16 protein-coding genes are annotated in these 16725 nt (G+C 74.6%); 7 read left to right on the top strand and 9 right to left on the bottom strand.

Annotation, left to right across the window (positions count from 1 at the left end):
- Nucleotide 1 precedes the first annotated feature (1 nt).
- The 3 genes from mshC to QSK03_RS00530 form a co-directional block, all read right to left on the bottom strand.
- Entirely contained in the window at nucleotides 2–1252 is a 1251-nt protein-coding gene (gene mshC, locus QSK03_RS00520) for a cysteine--1-D-myo-inosityl 2-amino-2-deoxy-alpha-D-glucopyranoside ligase (RefSeq protein ID WP_285648002.1), read from the bottom strand.
- A gap of 285 nt (nucleotides 1253–1537) precedes the next feature.
- Entirely contained in the window at nucleotides 1538–3520 is a 1983-nt protein-coding gene (locus QSK03_RS00525) for a vWA domain-containing protein (protein ID WP_285648003.1), read from the bottom strand.
- The gene (locus QSK03_RS00530; RefSeq protein WP_285648004.1) at nucleotides 3510–4937 is read right to left on the bottom strand and encodes an ATP-binding protein; all 1428 of its coding nucleotides are present in this window, start codon (nucleotides 4935–4937) and stop codon (nucleotides 3510–3512) included. Before QSK03_RS00530 ends, QSK03_RS00525 begins: the two co-directional genes overlap by 11 nt.
- A 184-nt stretch (nucleotides 4938–5121) precedes the next feature.
- Between QSK03_RS00530 and QSK03_RS00535 the strand changes: the two genes are divergently transcribed.
- Together QSK03_RS00535 and QSK03_RS00540 are read left to right on the top strand one after the other, a co-directional pair.
- Entirely contained in the window at nucleotides 5122–5343 is a 222-nt protein-coding gene (locus tag QSK03_RS00535) for a hypothetical protein (RefSeq protein ID WP_285648005.1), read from the top strand.
- Nucleotides 5340–6008, top strand: coding sequence for a sortase domain-containing protein (locus QSK03_RS00540; protein WP_285648006.1), 669 nt, complete (start codon nucleotides 5340–5342; stop codon nucleotides 6006–6008). The genes QSK03_RS00535 and QSK03_RS00540 overlap by 4 nt, the downstream gene beginning before the upstream one ends.
- 4 nt (nucleotides 6009–6012) lie before the next feature.
- On the opposite strand, the gene QSK03_RS00545 is transcribed toward QSK03_RS00540, so the two are convergent.
- Entirely contained in the window at nucleotides 6013–6633 is a 621-nt protein-coding gene (locus QSK03_RS00545; protein ID WP_285648007.1) for a TetR/AcrR family transcriptional regulator, read from the bottom strand.
- A 111-nt stretch (nucleotides 6634–6744) separates the two neighbouring features.
- On the opposite strand from QSK03_RS00545, the gene QSK03_RS00550 reads away from it, so the two are divergent.
- From QSK03_RS00550 to QSK03_RS00570, 5 genes are read left to right on the top strand one after another with little or no spacing between them, the layout of a single operon-like run.
- The gene (locus tag QSK03_RS00550; protein WP_285648008.1) at nucleotides 6745–7893 is read left to right on the top strand and encodes an acyl-CoA dehydrogenase family protein; all 1149 of its coding nucleotides are present in this window, start codon (nucleotides 6745–6747) and stop codon (nucleotides 7891–7893) included.
- A gap of 15 nt (nucleotides 7894–7908) precedes the next feature.
- Nucleotides 7909–8655, top strand: coding sequence for an SDR family NAD(P)-dependent oxidoreductase (locus QSK03_RS00555; protein ID WP_502872104.1), 747 nt, complete (start codon nucleotides 7909–7911; stop codon nucleotides 8653–8655).
- The gene (locus QSK03_RS00560) at nucleotides 8655–9806 is read left to right on the top strand and encodes an acyl-CoA dehydrogenase family protein (protein WP_285648010.1); all 1152 of its coding nucleotides are present in this window, start codon (nucleotides 8655–8657) and stop codon (nucleotides 9804–9806) included. The genes QSK03_RS00555 and QSK03_RS00560 overlap by 1 nt, the downstream gene beginning before the upstream one ends.
- Before the next feature lie 17 nt (nucleotides 9807–9823).
- Complete coding sequence (locus QSK03_RS00565) at nucleotides 9824–11485, top strand: class I adenylate-forming enzyme family protein (RefSeq protein WP_285648011.1); 1662 nt, start codon at nucleotides 9824–9826, stop codon at nucleotides 11483–11485.
- A gap of 11 nt (nucleotides 11486–11496) precedes the next feature.
- Entirely contained in the window at nucleotides 11497–12297 is an 801-nt protein-coding gene (locus tag QSK03_RS00570) for an enoyl-CoA hydratase/isomerase family protein (RefSeq protein WP_285648012.1), read from the top strand.
- Here QSK03_RS00570 and QSK03_RS00575 read toward each other — a convergent pair.
- The 5 genes from QSK03_RS00575 to QSK03_RS00595 form a co-directional block, all read right to left on the bottom strand.
- The gene (locus QSK03_RS00575; RefSeq protein WP_285648013.1) at nucleotides 12243–13547 is read right to left on the bottom strand and encodes an MFS transporter; all 1305 of its coding nucleotides are present in this window, start codon (nucleotides 13545–13547) and stop codon (nucleotides 12243–12245) included. The two genes, QSK03_RS00570 and QSK03_RS00575, sit on opposite strands and share 55 nt — an antisense overlap.
- On the bottom strand, nucleotides 13544–14506 hold the full coding sequence (locus QSK03_RS00580; RefSeq protein ID WP_285648014.1) for an MBL fold metallo-hydrolase: 963 nt from the start codon (nucleotides 14504–14506) through the stop codon (nucleotides 13544–13546). Before QSK03_RS00580 ends, QSK03_RS00575 begins: the two co-directional genes overlap by 4 nt.
- On the bottom strand, nucleotides 14491–15249 hold the full coding sequence (locus QSK03_RS00585) for an SCO1664 family protein (protein WP_285648568.1): 759 nt from the start codon (nucleotides 15247–15249) through the stop codon (nucleotides 14491–14493). The genes QSK03_RS00580 and QSK03_RS00585 overlap by 16 nt, the downstream gene beginning before the upstream one ends.
- 85 nt (nucleotides 15250–15334) lie before the next feature.
- On the bottom strand, nucleotides 15335–15904 hold the full coding sequence (locus QSK03_RS00590; protein ID WP_285648015.1) for a DUF3090 domain-containing protein: 570 nt from the start codon (nucleotides 15902–15904) through the stop codon (nucleotides 15335–15337).
- 74 nt (nucleotides 15905–15978) lie between these two features.
- Nucleotides 15979–16710, bottom strand: a complete 732-nt coding sequence (locus tag QSK03_RS00595; protein ID WP_285648016.1) for a histidine phosphatase family protein — start codon at nucleotides 16708–16710, stop codon at nucleotides 15979–15981.
- Nucleotides 16711–16725 lie beyond the last annotated feature (15 nt).

Raw genomic sequence — 16725 nt, forward strand, 5'->3', positions numbered from 1 at the left:
ATCAGCGCAGGGTGACGCCGAGGAGGGCGTCGGCGGCGTCGGCGATGCGGGACGGGCCGTCAGCGGCCCAGCCCTGGCCGTCGCGGCGGACCAGGACCTCGTCGGCCCAGGCGTCGATCGCCGCGAGCGCGCCGGCGGTGTCGAGGTCGTCGGCGAGGTGGGCGCGCACCCGGGCGATGGTGTCCTCGGGGTCGGGCCCGGACGGGGCGCCCGCCGCCTCGCGCCAGCGGTGCAGGCGCGCCTGGCCGCCGGTGAGCAGCTCGGCGGTCCAGGAGCGGTCGGCGCGCCAGTGCCCGGAGAGCAGGGCCAGGCGCACGGCCATCGGGTCGACGCGGTCGCCGCGCAGGCGGGAGACGAAGACGAGGTTGCCCTTCGACTTCGACATCTTCGCGCCGTCGAGCCCGATCATCCCGGCGTGGCAGTAGTGGCGGGCCAGGGGGTGCGCGCCGGTGAGGGCCTCGGCGTGCGCGGAGCCGAACTCGTGGTGCGGGAACGCGAGGTCCGAGCCGCCGCCCTGGACGTCGTACTGGTCGCCCAGGCGGTTGAGCGCGATCGCGGCGCACTCGACGTGCCAGCCGGGGCGGCCGTCGCCGAGGTCGGAGCTCCACGCCGGCTCGCCCTCGCGGGCCGTGCGCCACAGCAGCGCGTCGAGGGGGTGGCGCTTGCCGGGCCGGTCCGGGTCGCCGCCGCGCTCCGGGAAGACCCGCAGCATCTCGGCCTCGCTGTAGCGCGAGACGTAGCCGAAGTCCCGGGTGGCGGTGTGGTCGTGGTAGACGTCCGGGTACCGGTCGTCGTCGGCGCGGTAGGCGGCGCCGCTGGCCAGCAGCTTGCCCACCAGCTCGCTGATCTCGTCGACGGCCTCGACGGCCCCGATGTAGTCGTGCGGCGGGAGGATCCGCAGCGACTGCATGTCCTCGCGGAACAGCGCCGTCTCGCGCATGCCGAGCACGACCCAGTCGACGGAGTCGCGGTCCGCGCGCTCGAGCAGCGGATCGTCGATGTCGGTCACGTTCTGCACGTAGTGCACGCCCAGGCCCGCGTCGAGCCACAGCCGGTGGATGAGGTCGAACGCCAGGTAGGTGGCCGCGTGACCGAGGTGGGTCGCGTCGTAGGGCGTGATGCCGCAGACGTACATCTTCGCGGTGGACCCGGGGGTGACCGGCCGGACGTCGCCGCTGGCCGTGTCGTGCAGCCGCAGCGGGGGCGGGGTGCCGGGGACACGGGGGACGTCGATGGGTGGCCACGCTCGCATGACCACGAGCCTAAGCCCGCCCCGACCCGGTCGGCCGGGACTCGTGGCGAACCGCTCGCGGAGCGGCCGCGAACGCCGTGATGGAACCCCGGCCGGGTCGTGTCGCAGGGACCTCGGTGGGCGAGCACCGGTGTCCCTGCACGGGATGACGGACCCGGCCGGGGTGGCCGGGAGCCGCGGGGGGGATCGGCTCCAGCCACGATCGAGCGTAACCGCTTCCGATATACCGTGGCGGCACGTGGTCGCGGTTGCCCCGTCCGGCTGAACGACTGTTCGGCTGATGCCTCAGCGCCGTCGGCGACTCGCGAGATAATCACTGACCACGGCGGCCCCGAGCCCGTCGAGGTCGGGGTTCACCACGCGCCCGCCTGCCCGCCGGGCGACGAGGTCGACGAACTGCTCGAGACGCGGGTCGTCGCCGAGCATGAACACGGTCAGGGCCGCGTTCAGGCGCGTCAGCGCGTCGACCTCCCCGAGCGTGGCCCGGAGCGTCTCCGGGCTCGGCGGGTAGTCGAACGCCGCGTGCCCGTCGGGCTCGAGGTGGGCGGTCGGCTCGCCGTCGGTGACCACCAGGACCACCGGCGCCGCGTCCGCGTTCTTGCGCAGGTGCCGTCCGGCCAGCAGCAGCGCGTGGTGCAGGTTGGTGCCCTGCTCCCACGCCCCCTCCAGCGCCGTGAGCTCCCCGAGCTCGACCTCCTTGGCGTGCCGGCCGAAGGTGATCAGCTGCAGCGCGTCCCCGCGGAAGCGCGTCGAGACGAGGTGGTGCAGCGCCAGCGCGGTGCGCTTCATCGGCACCCACCGCCCGTCGGCCACCATCGACCACGAGGTGTCGACGCAGAGCGCCACCGCCGCACGGGTGCGCTGCTCGGTCTCCACGATCTCCACGTCGGTGACGTCGAGGGCCCGCTGGTCGCCGGACGCGTGGCGCATCTCGGCGTTGAGCAGCGTGCGCGGCACGTCCCACTGCTCGGTGTCCCCGAACGACCACGGCCGGGTCGCCCCGGTGGCCTCGCCGGCTGCGCCGGAGCGCTGCGTCTCCCGTTCCCCGCGCCGGGTCGACAGCGAGCCGACGACGTCGCGCAACGACGACTGCCCGAGCTGGCGCAGCGCCTTCGGCGAGAGCATCAGCGACCCGTCCGCGGCGCGCTGGAACACGCCCTGGCGCTCGAGCTCGCGCTGGAGCTCGGCCAGGCGCTGGGCGTCGACGCGGGCCTGCTCCCCGAGCGTGGCCTCGAGAGCCTCGAGGTCGATGTCCTCCATGCGGGCGCCCGGATACGACTGGGAGAGCTGCTCGGCCAGGGCGTCCATCTGCCCCAGCTCCTCCATCGCCCGGGTGGCCTCGCCCATGCCCAGCGGGTCGTCGCCGCGGAAGCGGCCCCGCCCCTGCCAGTCCTCGCCCGGGCGCATGCCCTGGAGCTGCTGGTCGAGCCGCGAGAGCTGCTCGGCCAGACCGGGGTCGCCGAAGGCCTGCTGCATGAGGCCCTCGAGCTCGGCGCGCTGCTCGGCCGACAGCGAGTTCATCATCCGCTGCGCGGCCGCCGACCGTTCCGCGAGCAGGTCCACCAGCTCATCGGTGGTCTGCGGGTTCTCCGGGAAGAACTGGCCGTGCTTCTCCATGAACTCGCGGAACTGGTCCGTGGTGTCCTCGCCGCGGCTGTGCGCCTCGAGCAGGTCGTTCAGGTCGGAGATCATCTCCTTGACCCGCTCGACGTCCTCGGACGTCGCGTTCTCCATGGCCTGCTTCATGCCCTGGAAGCGCTGGTCGAGCGCCTCCCGGCCGAGCAGGTCCTGGATCTGCTGGTAGGCCTGGCGTGCCTCGGGGTTGCGCCAGTCGTAGTTCTCCAGCTCGGCCACGGCGCCGGCCGGCGAGGGCGGCAGCGCGTCGAGCTGCATCTCGCGGAATCGGGCGTCGTCGGAGTCCTCGGCCTGCAGGGAGTTCCGCTCGGCCTCGAGCGCGCGCTCGAGCAGCTCGCGGACCTCCTGGAGCGTGCCGTCGAGGCGGTGGGTGCGCTGCAGCCGGCTGCGCCGCTCGTTGAGCCGGCGCATGAGGTCGTCGAGACCCCGCTGGTCCTCGGTGCCGCGCCGCATCAGCTCGCGCATCGCCTGCCGCGGCGAGGTGCCCTCCATGACGTCGCGGCCCAGCTCGTCCATGGCCGAGCGGAGGTCGAACGGCGGGGCGAGCGGGTCGGGACCGTCGTAGAACCGCCCGTAGGAGTAGCGGCCGCTGGTGGGGCCGCCGCTGCCGGGGTCGGCCGGGTCAGCCGCCATACGCCACCGTCCCGTCCTCGGCGTCGTCGTCCTTGGCCAGCTTGCGCGTGAGGTAGAGGTGCTCGAGCGCCAGTTCGACCGCGCTCGCCAGCGGGCCGGGGGCCTCGGTGCCCGCGGCCCCGAGCCGCTCGGCCACCGTGTAGACCACGGAGATCGACGGGAGGGCGTCGACCACCTGGCGGGCGGCCACACGGTCGCCGGTGACGACCCGGCGCGAGCCCTCGAGCGCGGACACGCCGTCGGCCAGCGGGGCGAGGTCGACCCCGGCGAGGCGGGCACGGGCGGTCTCGGAGATCGAGCGCCGCAGCAGGTGGGTCAGCAGCTCGGCCTCGCGGCCCTCCTCCCCCGACTCGAACTCGAGCTTGCCGCGCAGCACCGGTGGCACCGACTCGAGGTCGACGGGGCGGGCGACGGCCGCGTCCTCGCCGGTGACCGCGGCCCGGCGCAGCGCGGCGGCCGCGACGGTCTCGGCCGCCGCGATCGTGAAGCGCGCGGACACGCCGCTGCGCTGGTCGATCGCGCCCGACGAGCGCAGGTGGCGGGTGAAGCGGGCGAGCACCTCGACGAGGTGGTCGGGCACGTCGGCGACGAGGTGCGCCTCCTGGCGGGCCAGGGCGATCTCGCCGGCGACCTCGAGCGGGTAGTGCGTGCGGACCTCGGCGCCGAACCGGTCCTTGAGCGGGGTGATGATCCGCCCGCGGTTGGTGTAGTCCTCGGGGTTCGCGCTGGCCACGAGCATGATGTCCAGCGGCAGGCGCAGCGTGTAGCCGCGCACCTGGATGTCGCGCTCCTCCATGACGTTGAGCAGCGCGACCTGGATGCGCTCGGCGAGGTCGGGCAGCTCGTTGATCGTCACGATGCCGCGGTGCGCCCGCGGCACGAGGCCGTAGTGGATGGTCTCGGGGTCGCCGAGGCTGCGCCCCTCCGCGACCTTGACCGGGTCGACGTCGCCGATCAGGTCGGCGACGCTGGTGTCGGGCGTGGCCAGCTTCTCGGCGTACCGCTCGGAGCGGTGCCGCCACGCGATCGGGAGGTCGTCGCCGAGCTCGGCGGCCCGGCGCCGGCTGGCGGGGGTGATCGGCTCGGCGGGGTGCTCCCCCAGCTCGGAGCCGTCGATGACCGGCGTCCACTCGTCGAGCAGGTTCACCAGGCTGCGCAGCAGGCGCGTCTTGCCCTGGCCCCGCTCGCCGAGCAGCACCACGTCGTGCCCCGCCAGCACCGCGCGCTCGAACTGCGGCAGGACGGTGCGGTCGAACCCGACGATGCCCGGCCAGGGGCCCGCCCCGGCGCGCAGCCGGGCGAGGAGGTTGTCGCGGAGCTCGGTGCGGACACTGCGGGCGTGCGCCGCCGGGTGGCCGCTGCGGGCCAGGTCGCCGGCGGTGGTGGGGAGATCAGCAGGAGCGGAAGGAGTGCTCACTCCTCCACGCTACGTCCGCGGTCCCGATCCGGCCCACGAAAAGACGGATCGTCGTTCCGAAACCGGGTTCCACCGATCGTGTCCCTCGCCGACCGGTCACGTTGCGTGGTCTCTGGACACTCACCGGAGTTGACTGCGGTCCTCCTCCCGCACGGGGCGGGTGGCGGAGGCGATCGGGGAGATCATGCAGCGGTCCGTCGTGGTGGTGGGCGTGTCGGTCCTCCTGCTGCTCGGCGGGGTCGGTCCCGCCCTCGCGGCGCCGCCCACCCCGAGCGCACCCGAGATCGTCGACGACGAGCCGCCGCTCGTCGCGCCCGCGGTCGCGTGGTGGACCGGCACCGGGCTCGCCCTCATGGCCGGCGCCGCGGGCGTCGCCGGGATCCGGCACGTGACGCAGCGCCGGTGAGCCGGCACCGCCGGGAACCCGACGGTCACCTGCGGGCGATCGCGGCGCTGGAGACCTCGGCGACGGTGCGGGCGCTGGCGGTGCTGGCCTTCGTCCTCAGCGCGGCGTGCGCCGCGCTGGGCGTGGCCGGGGTCGCGGGGGCCGGCGACGCGCCCGACCCGTGCCCACCGCCGACGGTCTCCTGGCACGCGGACCCGACGCCTCTCGACCGCGGCGACCCGGTGGCGTTCTCCCTCGACCGCGTCGACGCCTGCTCGTCCCTCGCGCCCGTCGGCGTGGACGCGCGGCGCCGGCTCGAGGCGCCGTCGGTGCACACCCCGGAGCAGGCGGGCTGGTACCGCCTCGGCCCGACGCCCGGGGAGCGCGGCGCGGCCGTCATCGTCGGGCGGATGACCGGTGACGGGCACCGCGGCGTCCTCGCGGGCGTCACCGACGCGCGGACGGGCGACCGGCTCACCGTCTGGCGCCGCGACGGCACGGTCGCCGTCTTCGCTGTCACCGGCACGACCCGGGTCTCGACGGCGAGGTTCCCCACGCGGGCGGTCTACGGCAACACCGACGGGGCCGAGCTGCGGGTGGTCACCGCCGGGGAGGTGCCCGACGGTGCCGGGCGCACCGCGGACGACGCCGTCATCGTCTACGCGCACCTCGTCGGCCGGGGCTGAGCGCTCAGGCGACGAGCTTCATCAGGGTGTCGGCGAGCTCGTCGAGCGCGCGCTCCTGCTCGTCCTCGCCGAGCCCGGCACACCACAGCGGCGCCTGGCTCATCGCGGCGTGCATCGCCTGCAGGGTGCTGCCCAGGCCGACGACCCGGAACTCACCGCGGTCGATCCCCTCGGTGAGCACCGTCCGGAAGACGTGGTCGTGGCGGCGGCGCAGCTCCGTGATCCGTACGCGCAGGGCGTCGGGCCAGGTGCTCGGCACGAGGAACAGGCGCAGGGCGGCGGGGTACTCGCGCACGGCGATCGCCACGTGCTCGCGGATGAGCGCCCGCAGCCGGGCGGTGGGCGGGCCCTCGGCGCCCGCGGGCAGGCGCTCGAGCCGGTCGGTCCAGTCGCTGCCGAGGGTCTCGATGGCCGCGGCCGCCAGCTCGTCCTTGCTCGCGAAGTAGTAGTAGAGCGAGCCCTTCGTGACGTCGAGGCGCTCGGCGACGTCGTCGAGGTTCACGGCGTCGTAGCCACGCTCGCCGAACAGCTCGGCGGCGACGGCCAGGATCTGCTGGATACGGCGCCCGCGCTTGCGCGCGACCCGGCCGACCGGCTCCGGCGACTCCTGCGCGACCTCCGTCATGGGCCCAGCGTGGACGAGTTCAACCCTGGAGTCAAACTTCTACTCCAAATATTGACTCTCGGGTCGAAGTTTGCGAGCGTCGTCGGCACCCGAGAGACGCGGAGGCCGACGATGGACTTCGAGCTCAGCGACGCCCAGCGCGAGCTGCGCGACCGGGCGCGCGCCGTCGCGACCGAGCACCTCGCCCCCGGCTACGCCGAGCGCGAGCGGGCCGGTCGCATCGAGCCCGCGCTGCGCCGCGAGATCGGGCGCCGCGGCCTCATCGCCCCGGAGCTGCCGACCGAGCTCGGCGGCGGCGGGCACGACCGGGTCACCGCGGGCGTCGTCACCGAGGAGATCGCCCGCGGCGACATCAACGTCGGCTACCTGCAGGTGGTCGGCTCGCTGGTCGGCGCCGTGCTCGCCCGCAACGCCGCGCCGGGGATCGCGAAGGAGTGGGTGCCGCGCATCTGCTCGGGCGAGGAGATCGTCGGCATCGGGCTCACCGAGCCGCACGCCGGCTCGGACGCCGGGGTCCCCCGGCTCACCGCACGGCGCGACGGCACCGACTGGGTGCTCGACGGCGTCAAGTCGCTGTCGTTCGCCGGCGACGCCGCCGCCGTCGTGGTGTTCGCCCGGACCGGGCCGTCGGAGCAGCGGGGCCGCGACATCAGCGCGTTCCTCGTCCCCCTCGACGGCGCCGGCGTGACCCGCGAGCCCTACCGGGACATGGGGACGGCGGCGGTCGGGCGCGGCGCCGCGCACCTCGACGGCGTCCGCGTGCCCGCCGACCACCTGCTCGGCGACGAGGGCCGCGGGTTCGTCCAGGTCATGCAGGGCTTCGACTTCAGCCGGGCGCTGATCGGCCTGCAGTGCCTCGGCGCCGCCGAGCAGAGCGTCGACGAGACCTGGACCTACGTCAGCGAGCGGGAGGCGTTCGACCGGCCGCTGTCGACCAACCAGGGCGTCGCCTTCCCGCTGGCGGAGGCCGAGACGCTGCTGGCGGCCGCGCGGCTGTTGTGCCTGGAGACCCTGTGGCGCGGCGACACCGGGCGGCCGCACACCGCGCAGGCCGCGATGTGCAAGTGGTGGGCCCCGAAGACGGCCTACGACGTCATCACGCAGTGCCTGCTGCTGCACGGCCAGTACGGCTACCGCACCGAGCTGCCGCTCGAGCAGCGCCTGCGCGACGTGCTCGGCCTGCAGATCGGCGACGGCACCGCCCAGATCATGAAGCTCGTGGTCGCCCGCGACCGTCTCGGTCGCGAGCTGGCCCCGTAACGGAGGGACCCCCGCATGGGACGCATGGACCAGAGGATCGCGATCGTCACCGGCGCCGGCCGCGGCATCGGGCGCGGCATCGCCGAGAAGCTCGCCGCCGAGGGCGCCACCGTGGTAGCCACTGACGTGGACGAGACGACGGCGAAGGACACCGCCGCCCCGCTCGGCGGGGACGCGCTCGGCCTCGCCGCCGACGTCGCCGACCGGGAGTCGGTGGACGCGATGGTGGCCGCCGTGCGCGAGCACTTCGGCCGGATCGACGTGCTCGTCAACAACGCCGGCTGGGACAAGGTCGGGCCGTTCGTCGACTCCGATCCTGCCGATTGGGACAAGATCATCAGGATCAACCTCTACGGCGTGCTGCACACGGCCAAGGCCGTGCTGCCGATCATGGCCGAGCAGGGCGCCGGGCGCGTCGTGAACCTCGCGTCCGACGCCGGCCGGGTCGGCTCGTCCGGCGAGGCCGTGTACTCCGCGGCCAAGGGCGGGGTCATCGCGTTCACCAAGACCGCCGCCCGCGAGATGGCCCGCCACCAGATCGCGGTGAACTGCGTCTGCCCCGGCCCGACCGACACCGCGCTCTTCGCCTCGGTCACCGAGGACAACCCGAAGCTGCGCGACGCCCTGACCAAGGCGATCCCGCTGCGCCGCCTCGCGCAGCCGACCGACCTCGCCAACGCCGTCGCGTTCCTCGCCTCCGACGAGGCCGCCTACATCACCGGGCAGACGCTGTCGGTCAGCGGCGGATTGTCGATGAGCTGATGACCACGACCCTCGCCCCGGACCTCCTCGCCCTCGACGACCTCCTCTCCCCCGCCGAGATCGCCTGGCGCGACACCGTGCGCGACTTCGTCGCCCGCGAGATCCGCCCGCACGTCGCGCGGTGGTACGAGCACGCGCACTTCCCGCGCGAGATCGCGCCGGAGATGGGCGCGCTCGGCCTCCTCGGGATGCACACGCAGGGCCGCAGCGCCGTCGAGTACGGCCTCGCCGCGATGGAGGTCGAGGCCGGCGACTCCGGGCTGCGGACCTTCATGTCCGTGCAGGGCTCGCTCGCGATGACCGCGATCCACGCCTTCGGCTCCGACGAGCAGCGGGCGCGCTGGCTGCCCGGCCTGGCGGCCGGCGAGCTCATCGGGTGCTTCGGGCTCACCGAGCCGGGCGCGGGCAGCGACCCGGGATCGATGACGACGCGCGCCGAGCGCACCGCGGGCGGCTGGGTGCTCCGCGGCGCCAAACGCTGGATCGGGCTGGCCACGCTCGCCGACGTCGCCGTGATCTGGGCGCGTGCCGACGAGGGCGTGCGCGGGTTCGTCGTCCCCACCGACACCCCCGGCTTCACGGCGAGCGCGATCGGCCCGAAGCTCGGGATGCGGGCCTCGGTGCAGGCCGAGATCACGCTCGACGGTGTCGAGCTGGCGGACGACGCCGTCCTGCCCGGCGTCGTCGGGCTCCGGGGGCCGTTCACCTGCCTCGACGAGGCGCGCTACGGGATCCTCTGGGGCGCGATGGGTGCCGCGCGGGACGCGTACTCCGACGCCCTGTCCCACGCGCTGGCCCGCGAGCAGTTCGGCACGCCGATCGCCGGCTTCCAGCTCACGCAGCAGAAGCTCGTCGACATGGTGCTGGAGATCCAGAAGGGCGCCCTCGTCGCCCTGCGCACCGGGCGGCAGAAGGACGCCGGGACGCTCCCGCCGGCCCAGATCTCGCTCGGCAAGCTCAACAACGTCCGCGAGGCCCTCGCCGTCTGCCGCTCGGCCCGCACGATCCTCGGCGGCGACGGCCTCACGCTCGAGCACTCGCCGATGCGCCACGCCGCGAACCTCGAGGGCGTGCGCACCTACGAGGGCACCGACGAGATCCACACCCTGATCCTGGGCCGCGCGATCACCGGCGTGCCCGCCTTCCGCTGAGTCCCGAGGAGGTTCCGATGACCTTCACCTACGACCCGACCGCCTACCGGACGTACTTCGAGCACGAGTTCACCTACCTCGCGGGCTTCCGCCGCAACACCCACCGCTACGCACGGCGCACCGCGATGACCGACCCGGCGTCCGGTGCCTCGTGGACCTACGCCGAGCTCGGCGCCCGGGTCGACGCGCTGGCCGCCGGGCTCGCGGCGGCCGGCGTCGCGCCGGGCGACGTCGTGCTCCACCAGCTGTTCAACTCCCCCGAGTTCGCCCAGCTCTACCTCGCGACGCAGGCGTGCGGGGCGGTCGGCGCGGCCGTCAACTTCCGCCTCGCGGCCGGCGAGACCGCGCACGTCCTCGACGACAGCGCGCCGCGCGTCGTCGTCTACGACACCGCCCTGACCGCGACGGTCGTCGAGGCCCTCGAGCGGGCCGGACACCGGCCGGCCCTGCTCGTCGCGGTCGGGGACGGCGACCCGCTGCCCGACGCGATCCGTCTCGACGACCTCGCCGTCGCCGGCGGCACCCCGCCGCCCGTGACGCGCACCGTCTACGACGAGACGACGCGGCTCTACACGTCGGGCACCACCGGCATGCCCAAGGGCGTCCCGCTGAACAGCCTCGTGGAGGTGTTCAGCGCCCACGACGTGATCATGCACTTCCCGCTCTCGCCCGAGGACCGGACGCTGAACATGACCCCGTGGTTCCACCGCGGCGGGCTGTACTCGGGCGGGCCGAACCCGGTGTTCTACGTCGGCGCCGAGGTCGTGCCGCTGCGGGCCTTCGATCCCGACCGCGTGCTGGACCTCGTCGCGGAGCAGGGCCTGACCTACCTCATCGGGGCGCCGACGAACCTCGCGATGCTCGCCCGGGCGCAGACCGACCGGCCGCGGGATCTCTCGACGCTGCGCGGGATCGTCACGATGGGCTCGGCGCTGGAGCGCGAGGCGTGCCTGCGCTACCAGGAGGTGCTCACCCCGCGGATCTTCAACGGCTACGGCACCACCGAGTCGTTCTGGAACACGTTCCTGCGGCCCAGCGACCTCCCCGACCACGCCGGTGCCGCCGGGCGCGCGTGCACCGACGACGACGTCATGGTGGTGGGCGTCGGCGCCGGGCCCGACGAGCCCGTGGCGCGGGACGGCGCGGAGGTCGGCGAGGTCATCATCCGCTCGCCCAAGGCCGGCTACGCCTACGTCGACTCGCCCGAGCAGGAGGCCGAGAAGTTCCGCGACGGCTGGATCCACGTCGGTGACCTCGCCACCTGGGACGCCGACGAGTACGTGACGATCGTCGGCCGCAAGGACGACATGCTGATCTCCGGCGGCGAGAACGTGCACCCGATCCAGGTCGAGGAGGCCCTCAACGAGCACCCCGGCGTCGCCGACTCGCTCGTCGTCGGCGTGCCCGACGCGCGCTGGGGCCGGCGGGTCGTCGCCTACGTCGTGCGCGCCGACCCCGCCCTCACCGCCGCCGACTGCGAGGCCCACTGCCGCGGCCACGCGATGCTCGCGCCCTACAAGCGCCCGCGCGCCTACCGCTTCGTCGACGACCTCCCGCTCACCGCCACCGGCAAGAAGGTCCACTACCGGGCGACGGCCCAGGCGGCGCAGGACGAGGCCGCCGGCCTGTTCGAATCCGTGACGCACGAACGCCGTACCGACATCCCCGTCGATCACTAGGAGTGCTTCCCGTGTCCTTCGAGGACTACCAGCAGCTGACCTTCGAGCGCCGCGACCACGGCGTCCTGCTGATCACGATCAACCGCCCGGACAAGTACAACGCCGCGGACGAGCAGCTCCACGGCGAGCTGGCGCGGGTGTGGCGCGAGGTGTCCGACGACGAGCGGACCCGCGTCGCGGTGATCACCGGCGCCGGGAAGGCGTTCTCCGCGGGCGGCGACCTCGCCATGGTGGAGCGCATGGCCGGAAACTACGACGGCGTCCAGCACATGCTGCGCGAGATGTCCGACCTGGTCTACAACATCATCGACTGCGACAAGCCGATCGTCTCGGCGATCAACGGGGTCGCGGTGGGGGCCGGGGTCGTCGTCGCGCTGCTCGCCGACGTCGCCATCGCCGCCGAGGACGCGAAGCTCGGCGACGGGCACGTCAAGCTCGGCGTCGCGGCCGGCGACCACGCGGCGATCATCTGGCCGCTGCTCGCCGGCATGGCCAGGGCGCGCTACTACCTGCTCACCGGCGAGATGGTCACCGGCGCCGAGGCCGAGCGGTTCGGCATGGTCGCCAAGGCCCTGCCCCGCGACCAGGTGCTCGACGAGGCCCTGCGCGTCGCCGACACCCTCGGCACCGGCGCGCAGCAGGCCATCCGGCTGACCAAGCGCAGCCTCAACAACTGGCTGCGCAGCGCCGGGCCCACCTTCGACCAGTCCGCGGCCTACGAGATGCTCACGTTCCTCGGACCCGACGTCGTCGAGGGCTACACGGCGCTGCGGGAGAAGCGGGCGCCGGCGTTCCCGTCGGCGGCGGACTGAGCGGCCGGTCGAGCGCGCACCCGCCGGGAGGCGCGGGCGATGCCGGCCAGGGCCACCAGCCAGACCGGGACCTGGACGAGCATCGCCACGCGGAACGCGGCGAGGGTGTAGTCGGCGGGGGCGCCGGCCCCCTGCACGTCGAGCAGCAGGCCGACGAGCAGCACGACGGTGATCGTGGAGACGAACCCGCCGACGTTGACGATCCCCGAGGCCCGGCCGATGCGGGCGGGCGGGACGGCGGCGCGTGCGATGTCGAAGGCGACGAGCGACGCCGGCCCGCCCCCGCCGATCACGACGACGAACGCGACGAGCAGCGCCACGGGCGCCGGGCCCGGCCAGGCGAGCACCACGAGCCAGGCCAGCGCCTGGGACACCACGCTCGCCACGATCAGCCGGACCCGCCGGCGCGGGAACCGCCCCGCGAGGGTGCCGAGCAGCGGGCCGATGGCGATGCCGGCCGCGACGTAGAGCGCCAGCAGACCGCGGGCGGTGCCGCTCGTGACGCCCTCGCCGCCGATGAGGAACGGGAAGCCCCAGAGCAGCCCGAACACGTTGCCGGGGAACGGGGACGCGAGGTGGCACCAGAAGGCGAGGCGCACCCCGGGTTCGCGCAGCGCCGCCCCGAGACCGCCGGCGGTCCGGGTCGCGGCCGGCGCGGCCGCCCCGGCCGGGCCGTCGCGCACCACGGCGAGGACGAGGACGGCGACGAGCACCGCGGTGCCCCCGGCGGCGAGGTAGGCCGGGGTCCAGCCCGCGCCCGCGACGAACGCGGCGAGCGGCACCGCCGAGATCACCTGGCCGAGCTGGCCGAGGATGCCGGCGAGCTGGTTGTAGAGCGGCACCCGGCGCGCCGGGAACCACGACGGGATCAGGCGCAGGACGCTGACGAAGGTCACCGCGTCGCCGGCGCCGACCAGCATGCGCCCGGCCACCGCCAGCCAGAACGGCGCGGCGAGCGCGAGCACCGCCTGGCCCGCGGCGACGAGCACGGCGCCGCCCGCGATCACCCGCCGCGGGCCGACGCGGTCGACGAGCACCCCGGCCGGCACCTGCAGCGCGGCGTACACCGCGAGCTGGAGGACCGCGAGCAGGGACAGGACCCCGGAGGACACGCCGAACCGCTCCGCGGCGGTGACGCCGGTGGCGGCGAGCGACGAGCGCCCGAGCACGGCGGCGGCGTAGGCCAGCACGGCGACGCCCCACACCAGCAGGGCGCGCCCGGAGCGGCGCGGCGGGACGGGTGCGGTCACAGCAGCCGCGTACCGCCGATCGGGAGGTCCCAGAGGTCGGCGCGGTCGCGTCCCGCGCGGGCCCACTCGTCCCGCACCCGCTCGAGGGGCTCGAGCACGGGCTCCCCGGAGAGCACGAACGTGCCCCAGTGCACGGGCACCACGCGGCGCACGCCGAGGTCGCCGGCGGCCCGGACGGCCTCGGTGGGGTCCATGTGGACGCTGCGCAGCAGCCGCCGCGGGGCGTAGGCGCCGACCGGGAGCACGGCGACGGCGAGGTCGTGGCCCAGCTCCCGCTGCCGCGCGGCGATGCGCGCCGGGAACGGGCCGTAGCCGGTGTCGCCGGCGTGCAGCACGCTGCGCCCGTCCGGCGCCGTCACCACCCAGCCGCCCCACAGGCGCCGGCAGGTGTCGAGCACGCTGCGCCGCGACCAGTGGTGGGCGGGGACGAACTCGACACGCACGGAGCCGACCCGGGTGCTCTCCCACCAGTCCAGCTCGGTGACGTCGGTGAACCCGCGCCGGGCGAACCACGGCGCGCTGCCGCCGCCGACGAGGATCGGCGTCGCGCGGTCGAGCCGGCGCAGGGTCGGGGCGTCGAGGTGGTCGAAGTGGTCGTGGCTGATCAGCACCCCGTCGAGCGGGGGCAGCTCGTCGGGGCCCAGCGCGGGCGCCGTCAGGCGCTCCCGGGCGCCGGGGATGCCGCCGAGGAGGACGGGGTCGACCAGCAGGGTCACCCCGTCGACGCGCAGCAGCACCGACGCGTGGCCGAGCCAGGTGACGCTGACGTCGCCCGGACCGGCGGGCGGCAGCGGGCGCGCGTCGGTGACCGGGATCGCCGAGGCGTCCCGTCGCGCCCCGCGCGGGAAGGTGCGCCACAGCTCGATCACCTCGAGCGGGTTCAGCAGGTCGGCCGTGCGGCGGTGGTGGAAGTCGCGTGGCCAGCGGGGGTCGCGTCGGGCGGTCAGAACGCCGGCCACGGGATCGCCGGCCACCGCCCGCCGGGGGCGGGGAGCTCGTTCGCGTCGAGCAGCTTCGACACCCGGGAGCGCAGCGCGGACACCTCGGCGCGGGTCAGGTGGTCGTGCAGCGTGTCGTTCAGGCCGGCGGCGTTGCCCGGCGACAGCGCGGCGCGCAGGCGGCGCAGGCCGTCGACGACGTCGTCGGTGAGGGGCTCGCCGACCCAGCCCCACAGCACCGTGCGCAGCTTCTCCTCGCGGTGCAGGCAGATGCCGTGGTCGACGCCGTAGACCCCGCCGTCCTCGCCCGCGAGCACGTGGCCGCCCTTGCGGTCGGCGTTGTTGACCACGACGTCGAGGGCGGCCATCCGTCGCAGCGCGGGGTCGTCGGCGTGCACGAGCAGCGCCGGGTCGCCGTCCATGCCGCGGGCGCGCAGCACGGTGCGCCAGCCCCGGCCGACGTCCCTCGGCGAGACGATGTCGACGAGCTCGCGCTCCTCGTCGGTCTCGATCCAGCGCTGCACCATGCCCGGACCGAACGGCCCGTCGCGCAGCACCGTCGCGGGGACGACGCCGAAGCCGGCGGCCTCGCTGACGAGGTACGTCGCGACCTCGCGGCCGGCCAGGGTGCCGTCGGGGAAGTCCCACAGGGGGCGCTCGCCGCGCACCGGCTTGTAGACGCAGTGCTCCTCGACGCCGTTGACCGCGATCGAGCAGAACAGCGTGGTGTTGGAGGCCTCGGTGAGGCGCCCCTCCACCTCCATGCGGCCGTGGAGCAGCAGCTCCACGTGCTCGTCGGTGCTGTCGTCCGTCGGCGGCTCGGTGCCGTGCGTCTCCCGGTCCACGCGCCTACTCGGGGGTGGCGACGCGTCGGTAGCCGTTCTGCCGCGGGCACACGTGGCCGGCGGCGTCGAGCGGCTGGGTGCACAGCGGGCACAGGCGGCGACCGGCGGAGACGACGCGCTCCGCACGGGTCGCGAACGCGCGCGCCCCGGCCGGCGAGAGGAAGACGCGCAGTGCGTCGGGGCCCTCGTCGGTGTCGTCGAGGACGACGGACTCGTCGACCTCCTCCTCGGTGACCGCGAGCAGCTCGACCACCACGTTGCGGGACTCGGCGTCCCAGCCCAGGCCCATGGTGCCGACCCGGAACTCCTCCTCGACGGGGACCTCGAGCGGCGAGGTGTCGACCTCGTCCTCGGGCACGGCGACCGGGACCTCGGCCCCGAACCGGCGGGAGACCTCCTCGAGCAGGGTGCCGATGCGCTCCGAGAGCACCGAGACCTGCTGCTTCTCGAGCAGCACGCTCACCTTCCGGGCCTGCTCGGTGGCCTGCAGGTAGAAGGAGCGCTCACCGGGCTGCCCGACGGTCCCGGCGACGAACCGGTCGGGCTGACGGAAGACGTGGATCACCCTGGGCATGACATCTCGATCGTAGGACTCCGGGCGGCGGGGCGCCGGAGGAGGTCAGCAGTCCTCTCGGCTCGACGGCCCACTCATGCTACTCCCGTCGATCCCCCGACGGTGGCCTCCGCGGGCACCGCGGCGTCCGCTCCGGCCTCCCCGTCCTCGCCCTCCTTCGCCTCCTCGTCCGGCTTCGGGACCAGCGAGGACAGGTCGCCGCCGGTGTCGTTCACCCGCACCACGAACGGCCGCGTCGGGGTGTAGCTGATCACGCTGACCGAGCAGGGGTCGATGACGATCCGCTGGAACGAGTCGAGGTGCAGCCCGAGCGCGTCGGCGACGGCGGCCTTGATCACATCGCCGTGGCTGCACGCGACCCAGAGGGCCTTCTCGCCGTGCTCCGCGCCGATCCGCACCGCGTGGCGGCGGATGGCGGCGACGGCGCGGGCCTGCATGCCGGCGAGACCCTCGCCGCCCGGGAACACCGCGGCCGACGGGTGGGCCTGGACGACCTTCCAGAGGTCCTCCTTGCCCAGCTCCCCCAGCTTGCGCCCGGTCCAGTCGCCGTAGTCGACCTCCGAGAGCCCCTCGTCGACGTCGGCCTCGAGCCCGCGGGCCGCCAAGAGCGGCGCGAGCGTCTCCTGGCAGCGCTGCATCGGCGAGGTCACGGCGGCGGCCAGGGGCAGTTCGGCCAGACGGTCGACCAGCTTCTCGGCCTGGGCGCGTCCGTGGTCGTCGAGGCCGACCCCGGGGCTGCGGCCGGCCAGCACGCCCGAGACGTTGGCCGTCGACCGGCCGTGCCGGAGCAGGATCACCGTGGTCACGGGGACGACCCTACG

Origin of the sequence: Actinomycetospora sp. NBRC 106375, from assembly GCF_030269665.1 — a bacterium.
Lineage (GTDB): Bacteria > Actinomycetota > Actinomycetes > Mycobacteriales > Pseudonocardiaceae > Actinomycetospora.

What these genes read in the sequence shown, in the direction of transcription:
- mshC (WP_285648002.1), bottom strand. Translation starts at nt 1,252, where the DNA reads ATGCGAGCGTGGCCACCCATCGACGTCCCCCGTGTCCCCGGCACCCCG.
- QSK03_RS00525 (WP_285648003.1), bottom strand. Translation starts at nt 3,520, where the DNA reads ATGGCGGCTGACCCGGCCGACCCCGGCAGCGGCGGCCCCACCAGCGGC.
- QSK03_RS00535 (WP_285648005.1), top strand. Translation starts at nt 5,122, where the DNA reads ATGCAGCGGTCCGTCGTGGTGGTGGGCGTGTCGGTCCTCCTGCTGCTC.
- QSK03_RS00545 (WP_285648007.1), bottom strand. Translation starts at nt 6,633, where the DNA reads ATGACGGAGGTCGCGCAGGAGTCGCCGGAGCCGGTCGGCCGGGTCGCG.
- QSK03_RS00550 (WP_285648008.1), top strand. Translation starts at nt 6,745, where the DNA reads ATGGACTTCGAGCTCAGCGACGCCCAGCGCGAGCTGCGCGACCGGGCG.
- QSK03_RS00555 (WP_502872104.1), top strand. Translation starts at nt 7,909, where the DNA reads ATGGGACGCATGGACCAGAGGATCGCGATCGTCACCGGCGCCGGCCGC.
- QSK03_RS00560 (WP_285648010.1), top strand. Translation starts at nt 8,655, where the DNA reads ATGACCACGACCCTCGCCCCGGACCTCCTCGCCCTCGACGACCTCCTC.
- QSK03_RS00565 (WP_285648011.1), top strand. Translation starts at nt 9,824, where the DNA reads ATGACCTTCACCTACGACCCGACCGCCTACCGGACGTACTTCGAGCAC.
- QSK03_RS00585 (WP_285648568.1), bottom strand. Translation starts at nt 15,249, where the DNA reads ATGGAGGTGGAGGGGCGCCTCACCGAGGCCTCCAACACCACGCTGTTC.
- QSK03_RS00590 (WP_285648015.1), bottom strand. Translation starts at nt 15,904, where the DNA reads ATGCCCAGGGTGATCCACGTCTTCCGTCAGCCCGACCGGTTCGTCGCC.